This window comes from Enterococcus sp. DIV1726a, from assembly GCF_051710985.1.
GTDB lineage: Bacteria > Bacillota > Bacilli > Lactobacillales > Enterococcaceae > Enterococcus_B > Enterococcus_B hirae.
In genome coordinates this window covers 2,620,001-2,641,276 of sequence record NZ_JBIOLS010000001.1, presented here as the reverse complement: position 1 = coordinate 2,641,276, position 21,276 = coordinate 2,620,001, and the positions used below count along the sequence as shown (strand labels likewise).

Genomic DNA, 21,276 nt, shown 5'->3' with positions numbered 1-21,276 from the left:
CCTTTGATAGTGATAGACGTAAAAAAACTGGTCTCTCTAAAGTTTAAGATAAACTTTGTTGAGAAACCAGTTTTTTTACGAATTCATTTTTTATTGAAGCTATCAGAAAATGATTACTGGTGTACCTTTTTCTACCATGCCAAACAATTCTTTCATGACACTTGGCGGCGTATTGACACATCCATGAGATCCACGAGTTTTCCAAAGATCGCCACCATATTCAGGTTGCCAGTCGGAATCATGGATACCAACACCGGTCCAGTCAACTGGCATCCAGTAGTTTACAGGACTTGCATAAGGGGTTCCATCATCATTCGTTCCTTTTAATGTAGCATTTTCCTCTTTGTTCCAAACATAGAAAACACCAGCTGGAGTAGGGGTCTTAGGTTTTCCAGACACGATGTCAGTTTCTAGCGCAACTTTACCATCTTTGTAATACCACATATGCTGGTTTTTTAAATCAACTTCGATATAGGTATCTTCTATTAAAGGATGATCAGCTGTTGTGGCACCTTGAACAATTGGTGATCGGGTAAAGTCTTTACCTGCTAAAATGGCTGACTTCAAAGCTTCTGTTTCTGCATCAGTTTTGATTGACCAACTATAGGTACCCACAGGAACCGTTACTTCACCACGTTTTGTACTTTTAAATTTTGTGTCATTCGTACTTGTGTTATATTTTTCTCCTAAACCTGTTACATAGTTTTTAACTTGTGTTGTATCTAAATCAACTTTACCATCTGTGTAAGTTAGCCAGTTAGCAATTTCAGAACGAGGTATCTGGAAAGTATTGCCGTTGATACTATAGGTTCCTTTGATATTAGCAATGGCATTCATTTCATCGACTTGTTTTGTTAAATTTTTATCGGTCGCTGTCACTTTTGGTTTTGTTTGAAATTTAGTTAAATCAATTTTGTTTTTGCCATCCTTCACACTGGTTTTCAGCGCGTTGATAGCTGCTGTCACATCAATCGTATCGCCAGTTACTTCTGGTTTTATTTTGAAAGAGTCACCAGATTTTTCAATCGTCGCATCTTGTGTCTGTGTCCGATCTTTATTTAATTCGGTTAGCTTATTCGTCGTGGCAGCCAGCGTTTCATCTAGTTTTTGATGATCAGTATCTTGTGGATCAATTTCTTGTTTTTCACTAGCGGAAACATAGTTCATGCCCCATGACCAAGCATTTTGTTGGTTTAACAATCGAGATAAATCTGCTGAAAAGTCATCTTTATAACCAAGCTCAGATTTTGCGATCTCTTCCCAAACTTTCCCATTTTCTTCAATCGTCAGCTTTTTATTGGAAAAGGTGTCTTTTAATTTGTCATTTGCCTGTTGCACGGTCAGGTTACTTACATTGATGGAATTAATTTCCGTGTTAGGTAAAAAATGATTGGTGTAATATGTACTGCGGTAAGCGTAAAAGCCGATTAATGCGAGAAATACGCCTAGCGTAGTTAATAGACCAATGTGTAGCGATTTCGATTTTTTATGATGAGAAGATCTTGTCATGCGGGCAGCTCCTTATTTGATAGTTTAGCGTATAACGAACTAATCATAGCATATTTTGAGAAAAAAGACGAAGGGGACAAATGATTTAGCAAAAATTTAACGATCGTTAAGTAAAAAAATCAAGCAGAATGCTGACATTCTGCTTGATTAAGTGGTTAAATTTATTCTAATTATTCAGCGTCTAATTTAGAAAAAGCTTCATCTAAGATTTCTTTTAATTGTTTAGCTGAAGCAGCCATACGATCTTGTTCGCTGTCACTTAGAGGGATTTCGATAACTTTTTGGATACCTTGACGGTTGATTACTGCAGGGGCACCAATGTAGATATCGTTCAAGCCGTATTCACCATTCATAAATACAGATAGTGGAAGTACAGCATTTTCATCATCTAAGATGGCACGAGTGATACGTGCTAAGGCTACAGCGATACCATAGAAAGTAGCGCCTTTCTTTTCAATGATTGTGTAAGCAGCATCACGTACACCAAAGAATAAGTTAACCATTGCTTCTTCATCAACGTCTGGATTGTTTTTAACCCATTCATAAATTTGTAAACCAGCAACGTTAGCATGTGACCAAACAGGAAATTCTGAGTCACCGTGTTCACCTAAGATATAAGCATGGACGTTACGTGCATCAACATCAACTAATTCTGCAAGTGCTTGACGGAAGCGAGCTGAGTCAAGTGAAGTACCTGAACCGATTACGCGTTCTTTAGGGAAGCCTGAGAATTTCCAAGTTGAGTAAGTTAAAATATCTACTGGGTTAGCAGCAACTAAGAAAATACCATTGAATCCTGATTCAACAATTTGTGTTACTACATCGCGGTTGATTTTTAAGTTTTTATTTACTAAGTCTAAACGAGTTTCACCTGGTTTTTGTGGTGCACCAGCAGTGATAACTACTAAGTCAGCATCATGTGCATCTGCATAAGTAGCAGAGTAGATTTTTTTAGGTGAAGTAAATGCTAGAGCATGTGATAAATCAATAGCATCTCCTTCAGTTTTTGCTGTGTTGATATCTACGATACCTACTTCTTGTGCAATGTTTTGAGTAACTAGAGCAAAGGCATAGCTAGAACCTACGGCGCCATCTCCAACAAGAATTACTTTTTGATGATCTTTTTTTTCTGCAGCTGCAGTCATTATATATCAATCCTTCCATTGATTTTGTTTTTTCCCATGCCTATGCTAACATTTATCAAGCCCGCTGTCACGCTATTTGGCTATAAAATATAACAGATAACAAGGTTGTATTATATGTAAAAGCTTACATGTGCGTGATTTCACTATTTTTAAAAGGTTATTAATTTATTAGACTTTGAAGAAAATTTTAATTTCTTTATCATTTGTTAAACATTCTCTTTTTGTTGAAACAGGTACTTGTGTGTTATACTTATATAGTAGAAAGTAAAAAAATGAAAAAATGAGTCAAAGACTGGATTGCTTTAGGGCGCTCCAGCCTTTTGTGCTGCTTTTTTCAATTAGGTGGTAGAACAAATGAAAATGATCGTAGGGCTTGGAAACCCAGGAACCAAATATGCACAAACCAAACATAATATCGGCTTTATGGTCGTTGATCGCATGGCTGAAAAGCAACAAGCTGTGTTTAAAAAAAATACATTTGAAGCGGAAGTTGCAGAGTTTTTCTATCAAGGAGAAAAAATCTTATTAGTGAAGCCGCAAACTTTTATGAACGAATCTGGTCGTGCTGTAGGACCATTAATGACTTATTTCGGTATTTATCCGGAAGAATTAGTTGTTGTTTATGATGATTTAGATCTTGTAACTGGCAAGATCCGCTTGCGCCAAAAAGGGAGTGCTGGAGGGCATAATGGAATAAAAAGTATCATTTCTCACTTGAATACAAATGTATTTGACCGTATCAAAGTAGGCATTGGTCGACCAGAAGGAAACAAAACTGTTGTTCAACACGTGCTAAGCCCATTTAGTAAAGAAGATCAACCATTGATTGAAGCAAGTATCGATCAGTCAGTGGCAGTACTCGAGTTTATGCTGGATGGTCATTCGTTTATCGATACGATGAACAAATTCAATTAGCGAAGGAGGAAAAAAATGGATATCGTTCAATTAATTGGTAAAGATCCACAGGTAAAGGAATGGCTCAACCAGATAGAAGAAAAATCACCAAGACAATTGATCACTGGTTTAGCTGGTTCAGCCAAAACTCTTCTCTTTGCTCGAGCGTTCAAAAAAACAAAGAAAAACTTAGTCGTATTAATGCCTAATCTGTATTATGCGAATCAACTAGCAGAAGATTTGCAACATGTTTTGCCAGCAGAACAAATACATTCTTTTCCAGTAGATGAAGTTCTTTCTGCGGAAATGGCTTTTTCTTCCCCAGAAGCAAGAAGAGAACGAGTTGCTACACTAAATGCCCTGCAACAAAAACAACCAGGGGTCTATTTATTACCAGTAGCAGCATTGCATAAACGATTACCCAGTCCAAAAGTTTGGAAACAAGCCCAATTGACTTGGCGAACGGGAGAGGAAATAGCCGTTGACGATCTGCCTCGTCTATTGACTTTATTAGGCTACGAACGAGTTGAGATGGTGGCAAAAACAGGAGAGTATAGTATTCGTGGCAGCATCATTGATATCTATCCGATCAATCTCGAACATCCCGTACGTATCGAATTATTTGATGTAGAGATTGACTCCATGCGATATTTTGAAGTAGAAACTCAACGCTCGATCGAAAAAGTAACAGAAATTTGGATCGCACCGACAAGTGAACAGGTCTACGACCAAGCTGATTTACTTCATGGGATCGACCGACTGGAAAAGTTGTTAGAAAAGAAACTAGCGACGATTTCAGAAGAAACAGACCGCCAATTCGTGCAGGATTATTTTGGACAAGTGATCGCGCAATGGCAAGCAGGAAATCCGACAGAAGACGCGAAACTTTATGCTGATCTTCTTTATCAAGAAGAAACGACGATCCTTGATTATTTTCCAACAAGTAGTTTATTCATTGTGGATGATTATCAACGAATCATGGAAACAAATCGGGAGATCGAAAGAGAAGCAGCTGAATGGCAAACACAAAAAATTAGTGAATTACGTGTCTTCTCAGAGCAAGTCTTTGTCAATGATGTGCATAAATTAGTTCAAAAAGAAAAATTTGTGACGACTTTTTTTGCGCTTTTTCAAAAGGGTATGGGGAATTTACGTTTTCAAGCGATTCACAATTTTCAATATCGTACGATGCAACAATTTTTCGGTCAAATGCCATTATTGAAAACAGAAATGGACCGATGGCGTAAGCAAGAACAAACAGTAGTCATCTTTATTCCTACGAAAGAACGGATTAGAAAAGCAGAGCAGATGTTACGTGATGAAGAGATCCTAGTCGTGGAAACCGAAAAAGAAAAACTGATCAGAGGACAAGTGCAACTAGTGGAAGGGGCGCTGCAAACAGGGTTCGAACTTCCTCAAGAGAAAATAGTCGCAATTACGGAAAAAGAAATTTTCCAAAAAACGACGAAGAAACAAACACGGCGACAAACCGTAACTAATGCGGAACGTTTAAAAAGCTATAATGAACTAAAAGCAGGCGACTATGTCGTTCACGCAAATCACGGGATCGGTAAATATGTTGGGATGGAAACGTTAGAAGTGGATGGTGTCCATCAAGACTACATGACGATCCTTTATCAAAATGACGATAAATTATTTATTCCGGTTACCCAGCTGAATTTGATCCAAAAATATGTTGCTTCTGAATCAAAAGCACCTCGTATCAATAAATTAGGCAGTAGTGAATGGACGAAAACCAAAAGAAAGGTTTCGTCTAAAATTGAAGATATCGCAGATGATCTGATCAAACTATATGCTGCCAGAGAATCAGAAAAAGGGTATGCGTTTGGACCGGATGATGGGTATCAAAAAGAATTTGAAAATGCCTTCCCATACTCTGAAACGGATGACCAATTACGGAGTGCCGCAGAGATCAAACGAGATATGGAAAAAGAAAAACCGATGGATCGTTTGCTCGTTGGTGATGTTGGCTACGGTAAAACGGAAGTGGCTTTACGAGCTGCTTTTAAAGCCGTCAAGGAAAGTAAACAAGTTGCCTTTTTAGTTCCTACGACCATTCTCGCCCAACAACATTATGAAACGATGTTGGAACGTTTTGAAGGATTTCCAGTAAATGTAGGTCTATTGAGTCGTTTCCGAACGAAAAAACAACAAAAAGAAACGATTGAACAATTACGTACTGGACAAATCGATATCGTAGTCGGAACGCATCGTATCTTATCTAAAGACATTGAATTTAGTGACTTAGGGTTATTGATCGTTGACGAAGAACAGCGTTTTGGTGTAAAACATAAAGAACGTTTGAAACAACTACGTGCCCAAGTGGATGTCTTGACGTTGACAGCGACACCAATCCCACGGACACTCCACATGTCAATGCTCGGGGTTCGTGATTTATCAGTGATCGAAACACCGCCTGCCAATCGTTATCCGATTCAAACTTACGTGATGGAAAAAAATCCTGGAGCGATTCGTGAAGCTATCCATCGAGAAATGGGGCGTGGCGGTCAAGTGTTCTATCTCTATAATCGAGTAGAGACGATCGAACAAAAAGTGGAAGAAATCCAAGAACTTGTACCAGAAGCACGAATCGGTTATGCGCATGGTCAAATGACTGAAGCACAATTAGAAAATACATTGTTTGATTTTATTGAAGGACAATATGATGTGTTAGTCACAACGACGATCATTGAAACGGGTGTCGATATTCCAAATGCGAATACGCTCTTTGTTGAAAATGCTGATTACATGGGGCTATCGACTCTTTATCAATTACGAGGTCGTGTGGGACGAAGCAACCGAGTGGCGTACGCCTACTTCATGTATGAACAACAAAAAATCTTGAATGAAGTCAGCGAAAAACGTCTTCAAGCCATTAAAGATTTCACCGAACTAGGCTCTGGTTTTAAAATCGCTATGCGGGATTTATCGATCCGAGGAGCAGGAAATCTGCTAGGTGCGCAGCAGCACGGCTTTATTGATGCTGTCGGATTCGACATGTATTCGCAAATGTTAAGTGATGCTGTTTTACGTAAACAAGGAAAGAACAACCAAGTGGAAAAAACAGCAGTTGAAATCGATCTTGGGGTCGATGCTTACTTGCCAGAAGAATATGTTTCGGACCAAAGACAGAAAATTGAAATTTATAAACGGATCAGGGAACTTGATTCACAAGAAATGCTTGATGAATTAGAAGATGATCTTTTAGACCGTTTTGGGGAATACCCTGAAGAGGTGGCACATCTCTTAACGATTGGCCAAATCAAAATGGATGGCGATCGCGCCTTGATTGAAACAATTCGCAAGCAACAGCAGACTATCGTCTTTAATCTAAGTAAAGCAGGAACAAAACGCTATACTGTAGAACAGTTATTTGAAGCTTTGACTGCAACAAAACTAAAAGCAAGTTTAGGTGTAGAAAAAGAAAAAATGGTGATTCGACTAACGGTTCCTAACAAGACCGATGAAGCAGTTTGGTTGCAAGAAATCCAACGTTTTGTCAAAGCTTTACGTGAACAAAAATATCTGTCTGCTTAGGAAGGAGCGAATACTTTGGACCATAAAGAGATGCGTCGCGTGATGCATGGCGCATTTATATTGACGATTGCTTCTTTCATAGCAAAAGTCCTAAGTGCGCTGTACCGCATTCCGCTCCAAAACTTAGTTGGTGATGAAGGATTTTATGTATACCAACAAGTATACCCAATCTATGGGATTGCCATGACTTTAGCGTTGTCTGGTTTACCGCAATTCATTTCAAAATATGTCGCTGAACGAAAAGATCCAATTCAGCGAAAAGAAGCACTGCAACGGCTTTATCCATTAGTTTTTTGGACAGGGATTGTTCTGTGGCTGTTTACTTTTCTCTTTAGCCGTTGGATTGCTTGGATGATGGGAGATCAGCAATTACGACCGCTGATCCAAATCGTTTCATTTACTTTCTTACTGATGCCAGGACTATCTTTTTATCGAGGAAATTTCCAAGGCAGATTTTTGATGGAACCGACAGCTGTTTCACAAGTCGTTGAACAATTTGTGAGAGTGGCGATCATCGTTTTCAGTGCCTTTGCTTTTCGACTATTTGGCTGGTCAGTTTACCAAACAGGAACTGCTGCTATGAGTGGTGCAGTCATCGGGGGACTTTGTGCCTATGGTGTGTTGCGCTATTATGAACAAAAAATCCATGGTGGAGCGTTAAGTTTTCGACATTTTTCGGTCACGAAACGACCTGACAAACGATTGATCCGGCGTTTTTTAGTTGAAGGAGGCTTAGTGTCAATCTATAGTGGTCTGCTGATTTTCTTTCAGCTGATCGACTCATTTTTTGTAAAAAATGCGCTTCAAGTTTATGGACTATCTGAACAAAGTGCAAAAATTGCAAAAGGGGTCTATGATCGTGGGCAACCGTTAGTTCAATTAGGACTAGTGATTGCAACTGCATTAAGTGCGACTTTCTTACCTGCATTGACGAAATACTTGATAACGGCTGTGCATAGTCAATTTCTAAAGACTGCCAAAATCTATTTACGGTTAACAACGACTTTAGCATTAGCTGCTTCTGTAGGACTAGCTATGCTTTTACCGTATATCAACTATGCGCTATTTAAAGATTACGCTGGGAATGCAGCGTTGGTGCTATTCGTCTTTGCAATTGCTTTAACAGCAATCATCCAAACCTATCAAAGTATTGCCCAAAGTAAAAATTCTTTTCGTCCCTCTTTGAAAGGTGCAGGCTGGGGGCTGTTAGCCAAAGCTTTGGCAACCCCGTTTCTAACTGGTTATCTAGGGACAGTAGGTGCTAGTTTGTCGACCTTGCTAGGATTGGCTGTCACTCTATGGTATTTTGTCCACACGGAGACTAGTGAAATCAATCAGTTCTGGAAAGAACGTCGCTTTGGAAGTAAATTGCTTCAATGTTTGGGATGGATGATCTTAGCCTTACTGATTTATTATGGCGGACTGACGATGATTTTTGGCCCGGTTGCTCATCGGTCTTCTGCATTCTTTGCCAGTTTAGCAGGTGTAGGAATCGGAGCGTTCGTCTTTGTGAATGCTGTGATCTGGACAAAATTATTTACGGTTAGAGAATGGTTGATGTTACCGTTTGGAAAAAAGATTTTACGATTTAATAAACTTATAAAAAATAAAAGTGAGGAATCCTAATGCGATTAGATAAATTTCTTAAAATTTCCCGAATTATCAAACGCCGCTCTGTAGCAAAAGAAGTGGCAGATAAAGGAAGAATTCAAATCAACGGAAAATTGGCTAAATCTTCTAGTGATGTCAAGGTAGGCGATCAATTGAAGATCCAATTTGGAAACAAAACAATGGAAGTAAAAGTCAATGAATTACATGAGTCAACGAAAAAAGAAGATGCTCAAAAAATGTATGAGATCATTTCGGAGATTCGCAAGCAAAACACTGACGAAATAGATTAGACAACCCTCAATGATATTGGTATAATGAAAACGACAATCAAAAAAGATTGGAGCGAAGAGAAGTGACAAAAAAAAGCAACAAAATTGCTGCTTTAGATACAGAGTATGCAAAGAAAAAATATGTCGAATTTCAAGAACAACAACGCCAGTTGATTTTTCGTAGACGTCGATTAGCAGTTATTTTTATAGGTGCTTTGGTCATTTTCGCAATTTTAGGTTTTCAAATTTTTCGTGATATGCAAAGAATGAATCAATTAAACGAATTGAAAGTTGAAGCAAATACGGAATTAAGCCAAGTCAATGCTGATGTGGATCAGCTAACACAGGATGTCTCATTATTGAAAGATGATGACTATGTGGCGAAACTTGCGAGAAGCAAATACTTTTATTCAAAAGAAGGCGAGCAGGTTTATCCAGTATTAGAATCAAATACGGATGACACAGACCAAACAACTAGTTCAACAACTGCAAAATAAGCAGTATTATAAATAGGTTAATAATTAGGAGGAACATTTTTTTTATGTCAATCGAGGTAGGAGCAAAACTGCAAGGGAAAGTATCAGGAATTACAAATTTTGGCGCGTTTATTGATTTAGGAGCTGGAAAAACTGGTCTAGTTCATATCAGTGAAGTCTCAAATGGCTATATCAAAGATATTCATGATGTTTTAAGTGTCAGTGATGAAGTAACTGTTAAAGTTATCTCAGTTAATGATGATGGTAAAATTGGATTATCAATCCGTCAAACACAACCAAAACCAGCGGAATCAACAGAATCAGATGATGATAAGCGTCCAAAAAAATACCAACAAAGAGATCCTCGCGATAATCGAGGTCGTTCAACACAGAAAAAACCTTTTTCTCGCAGTCAATCTTCTAATAACCATAAAGAAGACTTCGATTCATTAATGAGTTCATTTTTAAAGGATAGTGATGATCGATTGACTTCCTTGAAGCGCAATACAGAAGGTAAACGTGGCGGACGCGGCGGACGTCGCAGCTAACCAAAAACTTAAGAGCAGGCAATTGTCGCAGACTTTTGTCCGCTCTTTTTTTCATTGGAATCTTTGATGGTAGGTTGATCGAAGCCGAGAAGGAACAAGGAAGTGATTCGATGGAAGAAGTACAAGACGCAAGGAAGATTAGACAACGTTTTTTGACAAATTGTGAAATCAATGGTTATTTGAATGAAAAAACAAGAGCGCTACTGACGGTTTCTGGGGGAGTAGATTCTATGGTTCTTCTGGATTTAATGATGGAAGCGCGAAAAAAATGGGGTTTCTTTTTGGCAGTGACCCATATCAATCATCAATTAAGAGAAGAATCTGTTCATGAAGTTGCGTATTTAAAGAAGTATTGTCAACAACATCAACTCCCGTTACAAGTGGAAGTTTGGGAAAAGCCAACAAAAAAGGGCATTGAAACAGCGGCTCGAGAGTTTCGTTATCAAGTGTTTGCGAAGCAGATGCAAAGCGGCAGCTATGACTGCCTAATGACGGCACATCATGGGGATGACCAAATGGAAACGGTTTTAATGAAGTTGTTGCGTGGGGGGCAACTTAGTACCTATGCTGGAATCAAAGAAGCCCAACCCTTCTCCAATGGTCGATTGATTCGTCCGTTACTAGGATTTAGTAAGGCGCAATTATATCAATATGCTTCAGAGCGAGAGCTGGTTTATTTTGAAGACCATACGAATCAAGAGTTGGATGTTCAACGTAATCGCCTTCGTCATTTGGTTCTGCCTCAACTAAAACAAGAAAATCCACAAGCAATGGTTCATTTTCAACGTTTTTCGCAGCAGATCCAATGGGCAGATCGATTGATTCAAACACACATGAAGAAAGTCTTGATGGAAAATGTCGTAGAAGAAAATGAACGGGTGCATTTTCCTTGGAAACTATTAGCGGAGATGCCAGAAGAAGAAAGCTATTATTTCTTATACGCATTCTTTGATCATTTTTTTGAAAAAACAGCGATCGTGATCAAAGAAAAACAAATCCAACTGATTTTACAACAGTGTCAACAGAAAAAAGGCCAATGGAAAATTACTCTTGAACGAGGGTGGGTTCTGCAACGTAGCTATGAAAAAATCTATCTTATCCAAGAGAAAGCTGATCCCTCAAAAACAATACAAGAACGAACAGAGGCGCATAAGTTGGAGTTGAATCAACGCATCAGGTTAGATGAAAGCTGCTGGATCGGCTTGTTTACACCTGAAGCAGCCGAAGAAGCTAGAAAAGCAGATGATTGGGACGAGTTTTCTCATGATCTTTGGCTATCTTCACATCAAGAACTGTTTGTAGGAAAGAGACAAGCAGGAGAGCGTATCCAGCTAAATAGCAAACTAAAAAAGAAAATATCCAGATATTTGATTGATAACAAAGTACCTGATTCACAAAGAAAAGAGGCATGGGTCGTGAGGGATCAAAATGAAAATATTTATAGTTTGGTCCCATTTACCTATTCCTATTTGAGTATTGGTGTAGAAACTGATAAAATACACTACATACTTCTTTACAAATATCACAAAGAAGCAATTGGAAGGAGAACCTGATGTTAGAAAAGGATATTGAAAAAGTTTTGATTACAAGAGAAGAAATACAAGTTCGTTGTGAAGAACTAGGCAAAGAATTGGCAGAAACTTATAAGCATAATAATCCACTCGTTGTTGGTGTTCTAAAAGGCGCTGTTCCATTCATGGCAGATATCATACGTTCGATTGATGCTCACTTGGAAATAGACTTTATGGATGTTTCAAGTTATGGAAATGCAACGGTTTCATCAGGAGAAGTCAAAATCGTCAAAGATTTAGATACCAATGTTGAAGGCCGTGACTTACTGATCGTTGAAGATATCATCGATAGTGGAAGAACACTCGCTTATTTGGTTGATCTATTTAAATACCGTAAAGCAAAATCAGTGAAAATTGTCACATTGCTTGATAAACCAGAAGGTAGAGTAGTTGATATTGAAGCAGACTATGTTGGATTCAATGTTCCTAATGAATTTGTAGTGGGTTACGGATTAGATTATGCAGAAGCTTACCGTAATTTACCATACATCGGTGTATTGAAGCCTAGCGTTTATCAATCAAATTAGTGCTGTATCTACTATAAATTGTGTTACAATAGAATGGTCAGGATTGATAAAAAAAATGCTAAATTAAAATAACGCATAGGGAGGGCAACTATGAACAAAAAAAACAATGGCATGATGAAAAATGCCTTGTATTATGTCCTCGTAATCTTAGCGATGGTTATGGTCGTATATTTTATCTTTGGTAATAACGGCCAACGATCGTCAGATATCGAGTACACAAAATTTACAGAACAATTACAAGCAGGTAAAATCAAAGAATTTGAAGTGCAACCTGCAAATGGTGTATATAAAATTTCTGGAGAGTATAAAGAACAGCAAACCGTCTCTAACAGTGGTGGACTTGCTATCTTAGGATCGACAGATACAAAAACGACACACTTTACAACGATTATCTTGCCAAACGATACCACACTTAGCCAAGTGACTGATTTAGCGAAAGAACATAACGTAGCTACAACAGTCAAAGAAGAATCAAGCAGTGGCGTGTGGGTATCCTTATTGCTAAGCTTCTTACCAATTATCATCCTTGTGTTCTTCTTCTATATGATGATGGGGCAACAAGGTGGTGGCGGAGGCGGCGGTGGCCGTGTCATGAACTTTGGTAAATCAAAAGCCAAAGAAGCCGACAAAAAAGCGAACCGTGTACGCTTCTCAGATGTCGCTGGTGCAGAAGAAGAGAAACAAGAGTTGGTTGAAGTTGTTGAATTCTTAAGAGATCCGCGACGTTTTGTTGAGTTAGGCGCACGTATCCCAGCTGGTGTTCTTTTAGAAGGACCTCCAGGAACTGGTAAAACATTGTTAGCAAAAGCTGTAGCTGGAGAAGCGGGTGTACCGTTTTACTCTATTTCAGGTTCTGACTTTGTAGAAATGTTTGTGGGTGTTGGGGCAAGTCGTGTTCGTGACTTATTTGAAACAGCGAAGAAAAATGCTCCAGCAATCATCTTCATCGATGAAATTGATGCTGTTGGTCGTCAACGTGGCGCAGGCATGGGCGGTGGACATGATGAACGTGAACAAACACTGAACCAATTGCTAGTTGAAATGGACGGATTTGATGGGAATGAAGGTGTTATCGTCATTGCTGCAACAAACCGTTCAGATGTACTTGACCCTGCACTTTTACGTCCAGGACGTTTTGACCGTCAAATTTTAGTTGGTCGTCCAGATGTGAAAGGCCGTGAAGCAATCTTACGTGTTCACGCACGAAACAAACCGATGGCAGATGACGTTGATTTGAAAGTCGTGGCACAACAAACACCAGGTTTTGCTGGGGCAGATTTAGAAAATGTCTTAAACGAAGCAGCTTTAGTTGCGGCTCGTCGTAACAAGAAGAAAATCGATGCTTCAGATATTGATGAAGCAGAAGATCGCGTGATTGCAGGTCCAGCTAAGAAAGATCGCGTAATCAGCAAAAAAGAACGAGAAATGGTGGCTTATCACGAAGCAGGTCATACGATCGTTGGTTTAGTCTTGAGTCGGGCACGTGTGGTTCATAAAGTAACCATTATTCCACGTGGACGTGCAGGTGGTTATATGATCGCCTTACCAAAAGAAGATCAATTCTTGATGACAAAAGAAGATATGTTTGAACAAATCGTTGGTTTACTTGGTGGTCGAACAGCAGAAGAAATCATCTTCAACGTTCAATCAACTGGGGCTTCTAATGACTTTGAACAAGCAACAGCTTTAGCACGAAGCATGGTAACTGAATATGGAATGAGTGATCGTTTAGGTCCAGTTCAATATGAAGGAAATCATCAAGTATTCGTTGGTCGTGACTATGGTCAAACGAAAGCTTACTCTGAACAAGTGGCTTTTGAAATTGACCAAGAAGTGCGTAAGATTTTGATGGAAGCTCATCAAAAAGCGCATGAGATCATCGAAGCACATCGAGCACAACATAAATTGATCGCTGAAAAACTGTTAGAATTTGAAACGCTCGATGCGAAAGCAATCAAATCTTTATTTGAAAAAGGTGTTATGCCTGAAGGTTCAGAATCTGCTAACTATCCTAGTGAAAAAGAAGCGCAAACTTTTGAAGAAGCAAAACGTGCTTTGGAAGAAAAAGACGCAGAAAAACAAGCGGAAGAAAAGCAAGATTTTGAGCACGATAAGAAAGAATTTGAAGAAGAGAAAAAAGAATTAAATGAAGAAGAACATCAAACTTCTTCAACAGATGATTCGGATGATCAACCGAAATAATCGCTAAAAAATGAGAGCTACGACAAAAGTCGTGGCTCTTTTTTAGTAGTTGTTTTATTTTTTATTATAGAATAGGCAAATAAAAGAAAAGATAACATTCATAAGTTGAAAATTATCAGCGTAACTAGTATGATTCACTATGAATTTAAAAATCGGAAAAGAGGTACATAAATAAATGGAAGATTATTTGATCAAGGCACTGGCCTATGATGGCTATGTACGTGCTTATGCAGTTCAAGCAACAAACACTGTTGCAGAAGCCCAAAAACGACACGACACTTGGCATACATCATCGGCTGCATTAGGTCGTACGCTTGTTGGCGGACTTTTACTAGGTTCGACGCTAAAAGGCGAAGACAAGTTAACTGTGCGGATTCAAGGGAATGGTCCGGCTAATGGGATTGTGGTAGATGCGAATGGCAAAGGAGAAGTCAAAGGCTATATCCAAAACCCTCATTTGAGCCTACCTTTGAATGAAGCAGGAAAAATTGATGTGCGTGGTGCTGTGGGAACGCAAGGGATGTTCAGTGTTACTAAAGACCTCGGTTTGAAAGAACCATTTTCGGGACAAACACCTATTGTTTCTGGAGAAATTGCGGAAGACTTTACCTATTATCTTGCAATCTCAGAACAGATTCCTTCAGCAGTTGGATTGAGCGTTTTAGTTAACACGGATGACAGTATCAAAACAGCTGGTGGATTTATGATCCAAATCATGCCTGGTGCAGATGAAGAAACTATCAGTAAAATCGAAGAACAATTAAAAACGACACCACGTATTTCTACTTTATTAGACGAAGGATTAACACCTGAAAAAATTCTTGAAGGTTTACTAGGAACTAGTGAGTTGAATATTTTAGAGAAAATGCCGGTACAATTCAAATGTGATTGCTCAAAAGAAAAATTTGGGGAAGCAATTATTGCTTTAGGGGCAGAAGAAATCCAAGCGATGATTGATGAAGATCACGGAGCAGAAGCCGTTTGTTCATTCTGCAACAACAAGTATGAATACAGTGAAGCAGAATTATCCGAGCTAAAAGCAGAAGCGCTGGGAGGAAAATAAGTGGAACATACATGGAAAATCGGACATGTTGAAATTCCCAATCGAGTAGTTGTCGCACCGATGGCTGGAATCACTAATTCAGCGTTTCGTGTGACCGTCAAAGAGTTCGGTGCTGGATTAGTCGTCTGTGAGATGATCAGTGACCAAGGAATCCATTTTAGAAACAAGAAAACATTAGAGATGCTGCATATCGAAGAAACAGAACATCCACTAAGCTTGCAAATTTTTGGTGGAAACAAAGATACTTTGGTCGAGGCTGCCCAATTCGTTCAAGAAAATACAGCGGCTGACATCATTGATATCAATATGGGTTGCCCAGTGAACAAAATCATCAAAGCAGAAGCAGGCGCTAAATGGTTATTGGATCCAGATAAAGTTTATGAGATGGTGCAAGCTGTCTCTTCTGCCGTTGATGTACCAGTTACTGTGAAAATGAGAATCGGTTGGGATGAACAACATGTCTTTGCTGTGCAAAATGCTTTAGCGGCTGAAGCAGCTGGCGCCAGTGCAATCGCCATGCACGGACGTACGAGAGTACAAATGTATGAAGGTAAAGCAAACTGGGAAGTATTGAAAGAAGTTAAAAGTCAGCTCAAGATCCCATTTATGGGCAATGGAGATGTCAAAACTCCGGAAGATGCTAAAAGAATGTTAGAATACGTAGGAGCGGATGGTGTAATGATCGGGCGTGCAGCGTTAGGCAATCCTTGGATGATCCATCGCACCCAGCATTACTTAGAAACCGGGGAGTTAATCCCTGAACCAACACCAAGAGAAAAAATCGAGACCGCTAAATTACATTTGAAACGTTTAGTCGATTTAAAAGGAGAGGTTGTTGCGTGCCGAGAATTTCGGACACATGCTTCCTATTATTTAAAAGGAATCTCTCGAGCAGCAAAAGTAAAAGTTGCAATCAATCAAGCAGAAAAACAAGTAGAAATCAATGAACTGCTTGACCGCTTTTTAGAGAAAACAGAAAAAGTATCTGTGAAATAATCCAGTGATTTTCTAAGTTTTTCGTGAATTTTCAAGTCGAACTTTAAGTTCGGCTTGCTTTTTTTGTGTTTCATTGGCATTATAGGAAAGAGAATAACATGAGAATGGAGGAACTTTTGTGACACAGGAACAACAACATCAAGTAGAAGATTTAAACGATCAAATGCTTGTTCGCCGTCAAAAAATGGAGCAATTAAGAGAAAATGGGATTGATCCTTTTGGTAAACGATTTGAACGTACGCACAATTCAGAAGAATTACATGAATTGTTTGATCCAAGAACAAAAGAAGAATTAGCAGAGATGGGGCTAACTGCAAGTGTAGCCGGTCGAATGATCACTCGTCGTGGTAAAGGAAAAGCTGGATTTGCTCACTTACAAGATCGTGAAGGCCAAATCCAAATTTATGTACGTAAAGATCAAGTAGGTGATGAAGCCTATGATGTATTCAAACATGCTGATTTAGGCGACTTCTTTGGCGTAACAGGTGAAATCATGAAGACTGATACTGGCGAAGTTTCAATCAAGGCATCAGAAATCACTATTTTATCAAAAGCTTTACGTCCGCTACCAGATAAATACCATGGATTGACTAATATCGAACAACGTTATCGTCAACGTTATCTTGATTTGATCAGTAACCGTGAAAGTTTTGATCGCTTCATGAAACGTAGCCAAATTATTAGCGAAATCCGTCGTTACTTAGATGGTAATGGCTATATTGAAGTAGAAACACCAGTCTTACACAATGAAGCCGGTGGTGCTGCAGCTCGTCCATTTATTACACACCATAACGCACTAGATATTGATTTATACTTACGTATTGCGTTAGAACTTCATTTAAAACGCCTAATTGTGGGTGGAATGGAAAAAGTTTACGAAATCGGTCGCGTTTTCCGTAATGAAGGAATCGATACAACTCATAATCCAGAATTTACGATGTTAGAAGCTTACACCGCTTATACAGATTTCCAGGATGTCATGAACTTGACTGAAGGAATCATTCGTAATGCAGCCCAAAAAGTTCTTGGTACAGCAGAAATCACTTATGATGGCCAAGCAGTTGATTTGGAAAGTGACTTTAAACGTATCCATATGGTAGATGCGATCAAAGAGCAAACAGGTGTCGATTTCTGGAAAGAAATGACATTAGAAGAAGCATTAGCACTTGCTGAAGAGCATCACGTAGAAGTGACCGAAGCAATGGGCGTAGGACATGTCATCAATGAGTTCTTTGAAACTTTTGTGGAAGAAACATTGACACAACCAACTTTTGTTTACGGACATCCAGTAGAAGTATCTCCATTGGCGAAAAAGAATCCAGAAGATCCACGCTTTACCGATCGTTTTGAATTGTTTATCGTTGGTCGGGAATTTGCGAATGCCTTTACCGAATTAAATGATCCAATTGATCAAAGAGAACGTTTTGAAGCCCAAGAAAAAGAACGTGAGCTAGGAAACGATGAAGCACACGGTGTCGATGAAGACTTCTTGGAAGCTTTAGAATATGGTATGCCACCAACTGGCGGTCTAGGTATCGGAATTGACCGTTTAGTTATGTTATTGACGGATGCACAGTCGATCCGTGATGTTTTACTATTCCCAACGATGCGTTAGATATGGTGAATATGAATAAAAAAGAAGCCAAGAACTGTTGGCTTCTTTTTTTATAATCTAGTAAAAGAGAGAAGTCAAAGGATCACTCTATTTCTAGTAGATAGCGTAAAACTTACACCACTTTTTGTCAGTTTCTTTTTTGAAATAATGAGGTACGGTAAAAAAATGCAAGGCGAGGATAATCGAGAAATTTATTATGTGGAGGCATAGATAAAGGAATTGCTTGCTTGTATTTGAGTGGATTGATTAAACTATCTTCTTATTTATAACGAATATTAAAGAATAAGAGATGAGTAATATCGCAGGAAAACTATTAAAATACGAATGATTATTTTTAAAATTACAGAAATGATCGTCCAATGAAAAAAACTTGAAAAAATACAAAAAATTCGTTGACCGTTAAAGGTTTAGTTGGTATATTATTATTTGTTCAAAAGTTATCACTAAATAACTTCTGACAAAAATAAAAAATAACTTCAAAAAGTTCTTGACGTGTGAGAGATTACATGATAAGATAACTGAGTCGTTAAAAAACAATAGCTTACGAAGCTTGATTCTATCGAAAATAACTTCAAAAAAGTTGTTGACAAATAACAAACGATGAGTTATGATAAATGAGTTGCTGAAACACTTCTGAAAAATGAAGTTAAAAAAACTTTTAAAAAAGAGTTGACAAATAAACGTCGCTCTGATATGATATAAAAGTTGCTACGGCAATCTCAACTGATTAGCTTTTAATCAAGTAGACCTTTGAAAACTGAACAAAGCAAAGACAAACCAAATGTGTAGGGCGTCTTGATTGATTCAAGACAACAAACATTTTTAACAAGCAAGCAATATGCTAGCAAACAATTGAGCTTAACAATCGTAAGATTGTTCGAACTTTTTATGAGAGTTTGATCCTGGCTCAGGACGAACGCTGGCGGCGTGCCTAATACATGCAAGTCGAACGCTTCTTTTTCCACCGGAGCTTGCTCCACCGGAAAAAGAGGAGTGGCGAACGGGTGAGTAACACGTGGGTAACCTGCCCATCAGAAGGGGATAACACTTGGAAACAGGTGCTAATACCGTATAACAATCGAAACCGCATGGTTTTGATTTGAAAGGCGCTTTCGGGTGTCGCTGATGGATGGACCCGCGGTGCATTAGCTAGTTGGTGAGGTAACGGCTCACCAAGGCGACGATGCATAGCCGACCTGAGAGGGTGATCGGCCACATTGGGACTGAGACACGGCCCAAACTCCTACGGGAGGCAGCAGTAGGGAATCTTCGGCAATGGACGAAAGTCTGACCGAGCAACGCCGCGTGAGTGAAGAAGGTTTTCGGATCGTAAAACTCTGTTGTTAGAGAAGAACAAGGATGAGAGTAACTGTTCATCCCTTGACGGTATCTAACCAGAAAGCCACGGCTAACTACGTGCCAGCAGCCGCGGTAATACGTAGGTGGCAAGCGTTGTCCGGATTTATTGGGCGTAAAGCGAGCGCAGGCGGTTTCTTAAGTCTGATGTGAAAGCCCCCGGCTCAACCGGGGAGGGTCATTGGAAACTGGGAGACTTGAGTGCAGAAGAGGAGAGTGGAATTCCATGTGTAGCGGTGAAATGCGTAGATATATGGAGGAACACCAGTGGCGAAGGCGGCTCTCTGGTCTGTAACTGACGCTGAGGCTCGAAAGCGTGGGGAGCAAACAGGATTAGATACCCTGGTAGTCCACGCCGTAAACGATGAGTGCTAAGTGTTGGAGGGTTTCCGCCCTTCAGTGCTGCAGCTAACGCATTAAGCACTCCGCCTGGGGAGTACGACCGCAAGGTTGAAACTCAAAGGAATTGACGGGGGCCCGCACAAGCGGTGGAGCATGTGGTTTAATTCGAAGCAACGCGAAGAACCTTACCAGGTCTTGACATCCTTTGACCACTCTAGAGATAGAGCTTCCCCTTCGGGGGCAAAGTGACAGGTGGTGCATGGTTGTCGTCAGCTCGTGTCGTGAGATGTTGGGTTAAGTCCCGCAACGAGCGCAACCCTTATTGTTAGTTGCCATCATTTAGTTGGGCACTCTAGCAAGACTGCCGGTGACAAACCGGAGGAAGGTGGGGATGACGTCAAATCATCATGCCCCTTATGACCTGGGCTACACACGTGCTACAATGGGAAGTACAACGAGTCGCAAAGTCGCGAGGCTAAGCTAATCTCTTAAAGCTTCTCTCAGTTCGGATTGTAGGCTGCAACTCGCCTACATGAAGCCGGAATCGCTAGTAATCGCGGATCAGCACGCCGCGGTGAATACGTTCCCGGGCCTTGTACACACCGCCCGTCACACCACGAGAGTTTGTAACACCCGAAGTCGGTGAGGTAACCTTTTGGAGCCAGCCGCCTAAGGTGGGATAGATGATTGGGGTGAAGTCGTAACAAGGTAGCCGTATCGGAAGGTGCGGCTGGATCACCTCCTTTCTAAGGAATATTACGGAGACTACACTGTTTGTTTTTTACTTTGTTCAGTTTTGAGAGGTCTACTCTCAAAAATAAATCGGGGCCTTAGCTCAGCTGGGAGAGCGCCTGCTTTGCACGCAGGAGGTCAGCGGTTCGATCCCGCTAGGCTCCATTAACAACATTAGTTGTTAAAACATTTTGTTCATTGAAAACTGGATATTTGAAGTAAATTAGTAATACAAACCGAGAACACCGCGTTGAATGAGTTTTTTAATAAGTTCAATTGCTTATTTTCTTGATCGGACTTCTATCGCTAGAAGAAAGATCAAAACCCAACCGCAAGGTTGATAAGGTTAAGTGAATAAGGGCGCACGGTGGATGCCTTGGCACTAGGAGCCGATGAAGGACGGGACTAACACCGATATGCTTTGGGGAGCTGTACGTAAGCTATGATCCAGAGATTTCCGAATGGGGGAACCCAGCATCTTTTATAGGATGTTACGTTTGCGTGAATACATAGCGCATTCGAGGTAGACGCAGAGAACTGAAACATCTAAGTACCTGCAGGAAGAGAAAGAAAATTCGATTCCCTGAGTAGCGGCGAGCGAAACGGGAAAAGCCCAAACCAATGAGCTTGCTCATTGGGGTTGTAGGACTCCGATATGGTAGTTCTTTCAGATAGTCGAATGACTTGGAAAAGTCAGTCAAAGAGGGTAAAAACCCCGTAGATGAAATTTGGAAGGCACCTAGGAGGATCCTGAGTACGGCGGAACACGAGGAATTCCGTCGGAATCCGGGAGGACCATCTCCCAAGGCTAAATACTCCCTAGTGACCGATAGTGAACCAGTACCGTGAGGGAAAGGTGAAA

At 39.9% G+C, this 21,276-nt stretch carries 14 protein-coding genes, 1 tRNA gene and 2 rRNA genes (1 of these 17 running past the window's edge); 15 read left to right on the top strand and 2 right to left on the bottom strand.

The genetic code is table 11. From position 1 onward, the window contains the following. Nucleotides 1–102: 102 nt before the first annotated feature. Both IGJ27_RS11995 and IGJ27_RS11990 read right to left on the bottom strand, forming a co-directional pair. A complete protein-coding gene (locus tag IGJ27_RS11995; protein ID WP_178306321.1) occupies nt 103–1,509 on the bottom strand; it encodes a L,D-transpeptidase family protein in 1,407 nt (468 codons plus the stop codon). 170 nt (nt 1,510–1,679) lie between these two features. Beyond that, nucleotides 1,680–2,654 (bottom strand): L-lactate dehydrogenase, encoded by a 975-nt coding sequence (locus tag IGJ27_RS11990; RefSeq protein WP_005875171.1) that lies wholly within the window; start codon nt 2,652–2,654, stop codon nt 1,680–1,682. 354 nt (nt 2,655–3,008) lie between these two features. Here IGJ27_RS11990 and pth point away from each other — a divergent pair, with 354 nt between their 5' ends. The 15 genes from pth to IGJ27_RS11915 form a co-directional block, all read left to right on the top strand. After that, nucleotides 3,009–3,569 carry an aminoacyl-tRNA hydrolase gene (gene pth / locus IGJ27_RS11985; protein WP_178306322.1) on the top strand — a complete coding sequence of 187 codons (561 nt, stop codon included), beginning with the start codon at nt 3,009–3,011 and terminating at the stop codon, nt 3,567–3,569. 15 nt (nt 3,570–3,584) lie between these two features. Continuing rightward, on the top strand, nt 3,585–7,106 hold the full coding sequence (mfd, locus tag IGJ27_RS11980; RefSeq protein WP_178306323.1) for a transcription-repair coupling factor: 3,522 nt from the start codon (nt 3,585–3,587) through the stop codon (nt 7,104–7,106). A 15-nt stretch (nt 7,107–7,121) separates the two neighbouring features. Further along, nucleotides 7,122–8,732, top strand: a complete 1,611-nt coding sequence (locus IGJ27_RS11975; RefSeq protein ID WP_010737289.1) for a putative polysaccharide biosynthesis protein — start codon at nt 7,122–7,124, stop codon at nt 8,730–8,732. Further along, nucleotides 8,732–9,007 carry an RNA-binding S4 domain-containing protein gene (locus IGJ27_RS11970; RefSeq protein ID WP_010720581.1) on the top strand — a complete coding sequence of 92 codons (276 nt, stop codon included), beginning with the start codon at nt 8,732–8,734 and terminating at the stop codon, nt 9,005–9,007. Before IGJ27_RS11975 ends, IGJ27_RS11970 begins: the two co-directional genes overlap by 1 nt. A gap of 62 nt (nt 9,008–9,069) precedes the next feature. Next, complete coding sequence (locus tag IGJ27_RS11965) at nt 9,070–9,483, top strand: FtsB family cell division protein (RefSeq protein WP_010737290.1); 414 nt, start codon at nt 9,070–9,072, stop codon at nt 9,481–9,483. A 44-nt stretch (nt 9,484–9,527) separates the two neighbouring features. Further along, nucleotides 9,528–10,010 (top strand): S1 domain-containing RNA-binding protein, encoded by a 483-nt coding sequence (locus IGJ27_RS11960; RefSeq protein ID WP_010720579.1) that lies wholly within the window; start codon nt 9,528–9,530, stop codon nt 10,008–10,010. 110 nt (nt 10,011–10,120) lie between these two features. Next, a complete protein-coding gene (gene tilS, locus IGJ27_RS11955) occupies nt 10,121–11,563 on the top strand; it encodes a tRNA lysidine(34) synthetase TilS (protein WP_178306324.1) in 1,443 nt (480 codons plus the stop codon). Beyond that, a complete protein-coding gene (gene hpt / locus IGJ27_RS11950) occupies nt 11,563–12,108 on the top strand; it encodes a hypoxanthine phosphoribosyltransferase (RefSeq protein ID WP_010737292.1) in 546 nt (181 codons plus the stop codon). The genes tilS and hpt overlap by 1 nt, the downstream gene beginning before the upstream one ends. A gap of 90 nt (nt 12,109–12,198) precedes the next feature. After that, entirely contained in the window at nt 12,199–14,310 is a 2,112-nt protein-coding gene (gene ftsH / locus IGJ27_RS11945) for an ATP-dependent zinc metalloprotease FtsH (protein ID WP_010720576.1), read from the top strand. Between the two features lie 175 nt (nt 14,311–14,485). Continuing rightward, complete coding sequence (hslO, locus tag IGJ27_RS11940; RefSeq protein WP_010720575.1) at nt 14,486–15,373, top strand: Hsp33 family molecular chaperone HslO; 888 nt, start codon at nt 14,486–14,488, stop codon at nt 15,371–15,373. After that, nucleotides 15,374–16,369, top strand: coding sequence for a tRNA dihydrouridine synthase DusB (dusB, locus tag IGJ27_RS11935; RefSeq protein ID WP_034700012.1), 996 nt, complete (start codon nt 15,374–15,376; stop codon nt 16,367–16,369). A 118-nt stretch (nt 16,370–16,487) separates the two neighbouring features. Then, a complete protein-coding gene (gene lysS, locus IGJ27_RS11930; protein ID WP_010720573.1) occupies nt 16,488–17,984 on the top strand; it encodes a lysine--tRNA ligase in 1,497 nt (498 codons plus the stop codon). 884 nt (nt 17,985–18,868) lie between these two features. Continuing rightward, nucleotides 18,869–20,428, top strand: a 16S ribosomal RNA gene (locus IGJ27_RS11925). 78 nt (nt 20,429–20,506) lie between these two features. Continuing rightward, nucleotides 20,507–20,579, top strand: a tRNA-Ala gene (locus IGJ27_RS11920). Nucleotides 20,580–20,758: 179 nt separating this feature from the next. Next, a 23S ribosomal RNA gene (locus IGJ27_RS11915) occupies nt 20,759–21,276 on the top strand; it runs 2,396 nt beyond the window's last position. Together the 16S and 23S rRNA genes with 1 tRNA gene alongside form the textbook arrangement of a ribosomal RNA operon.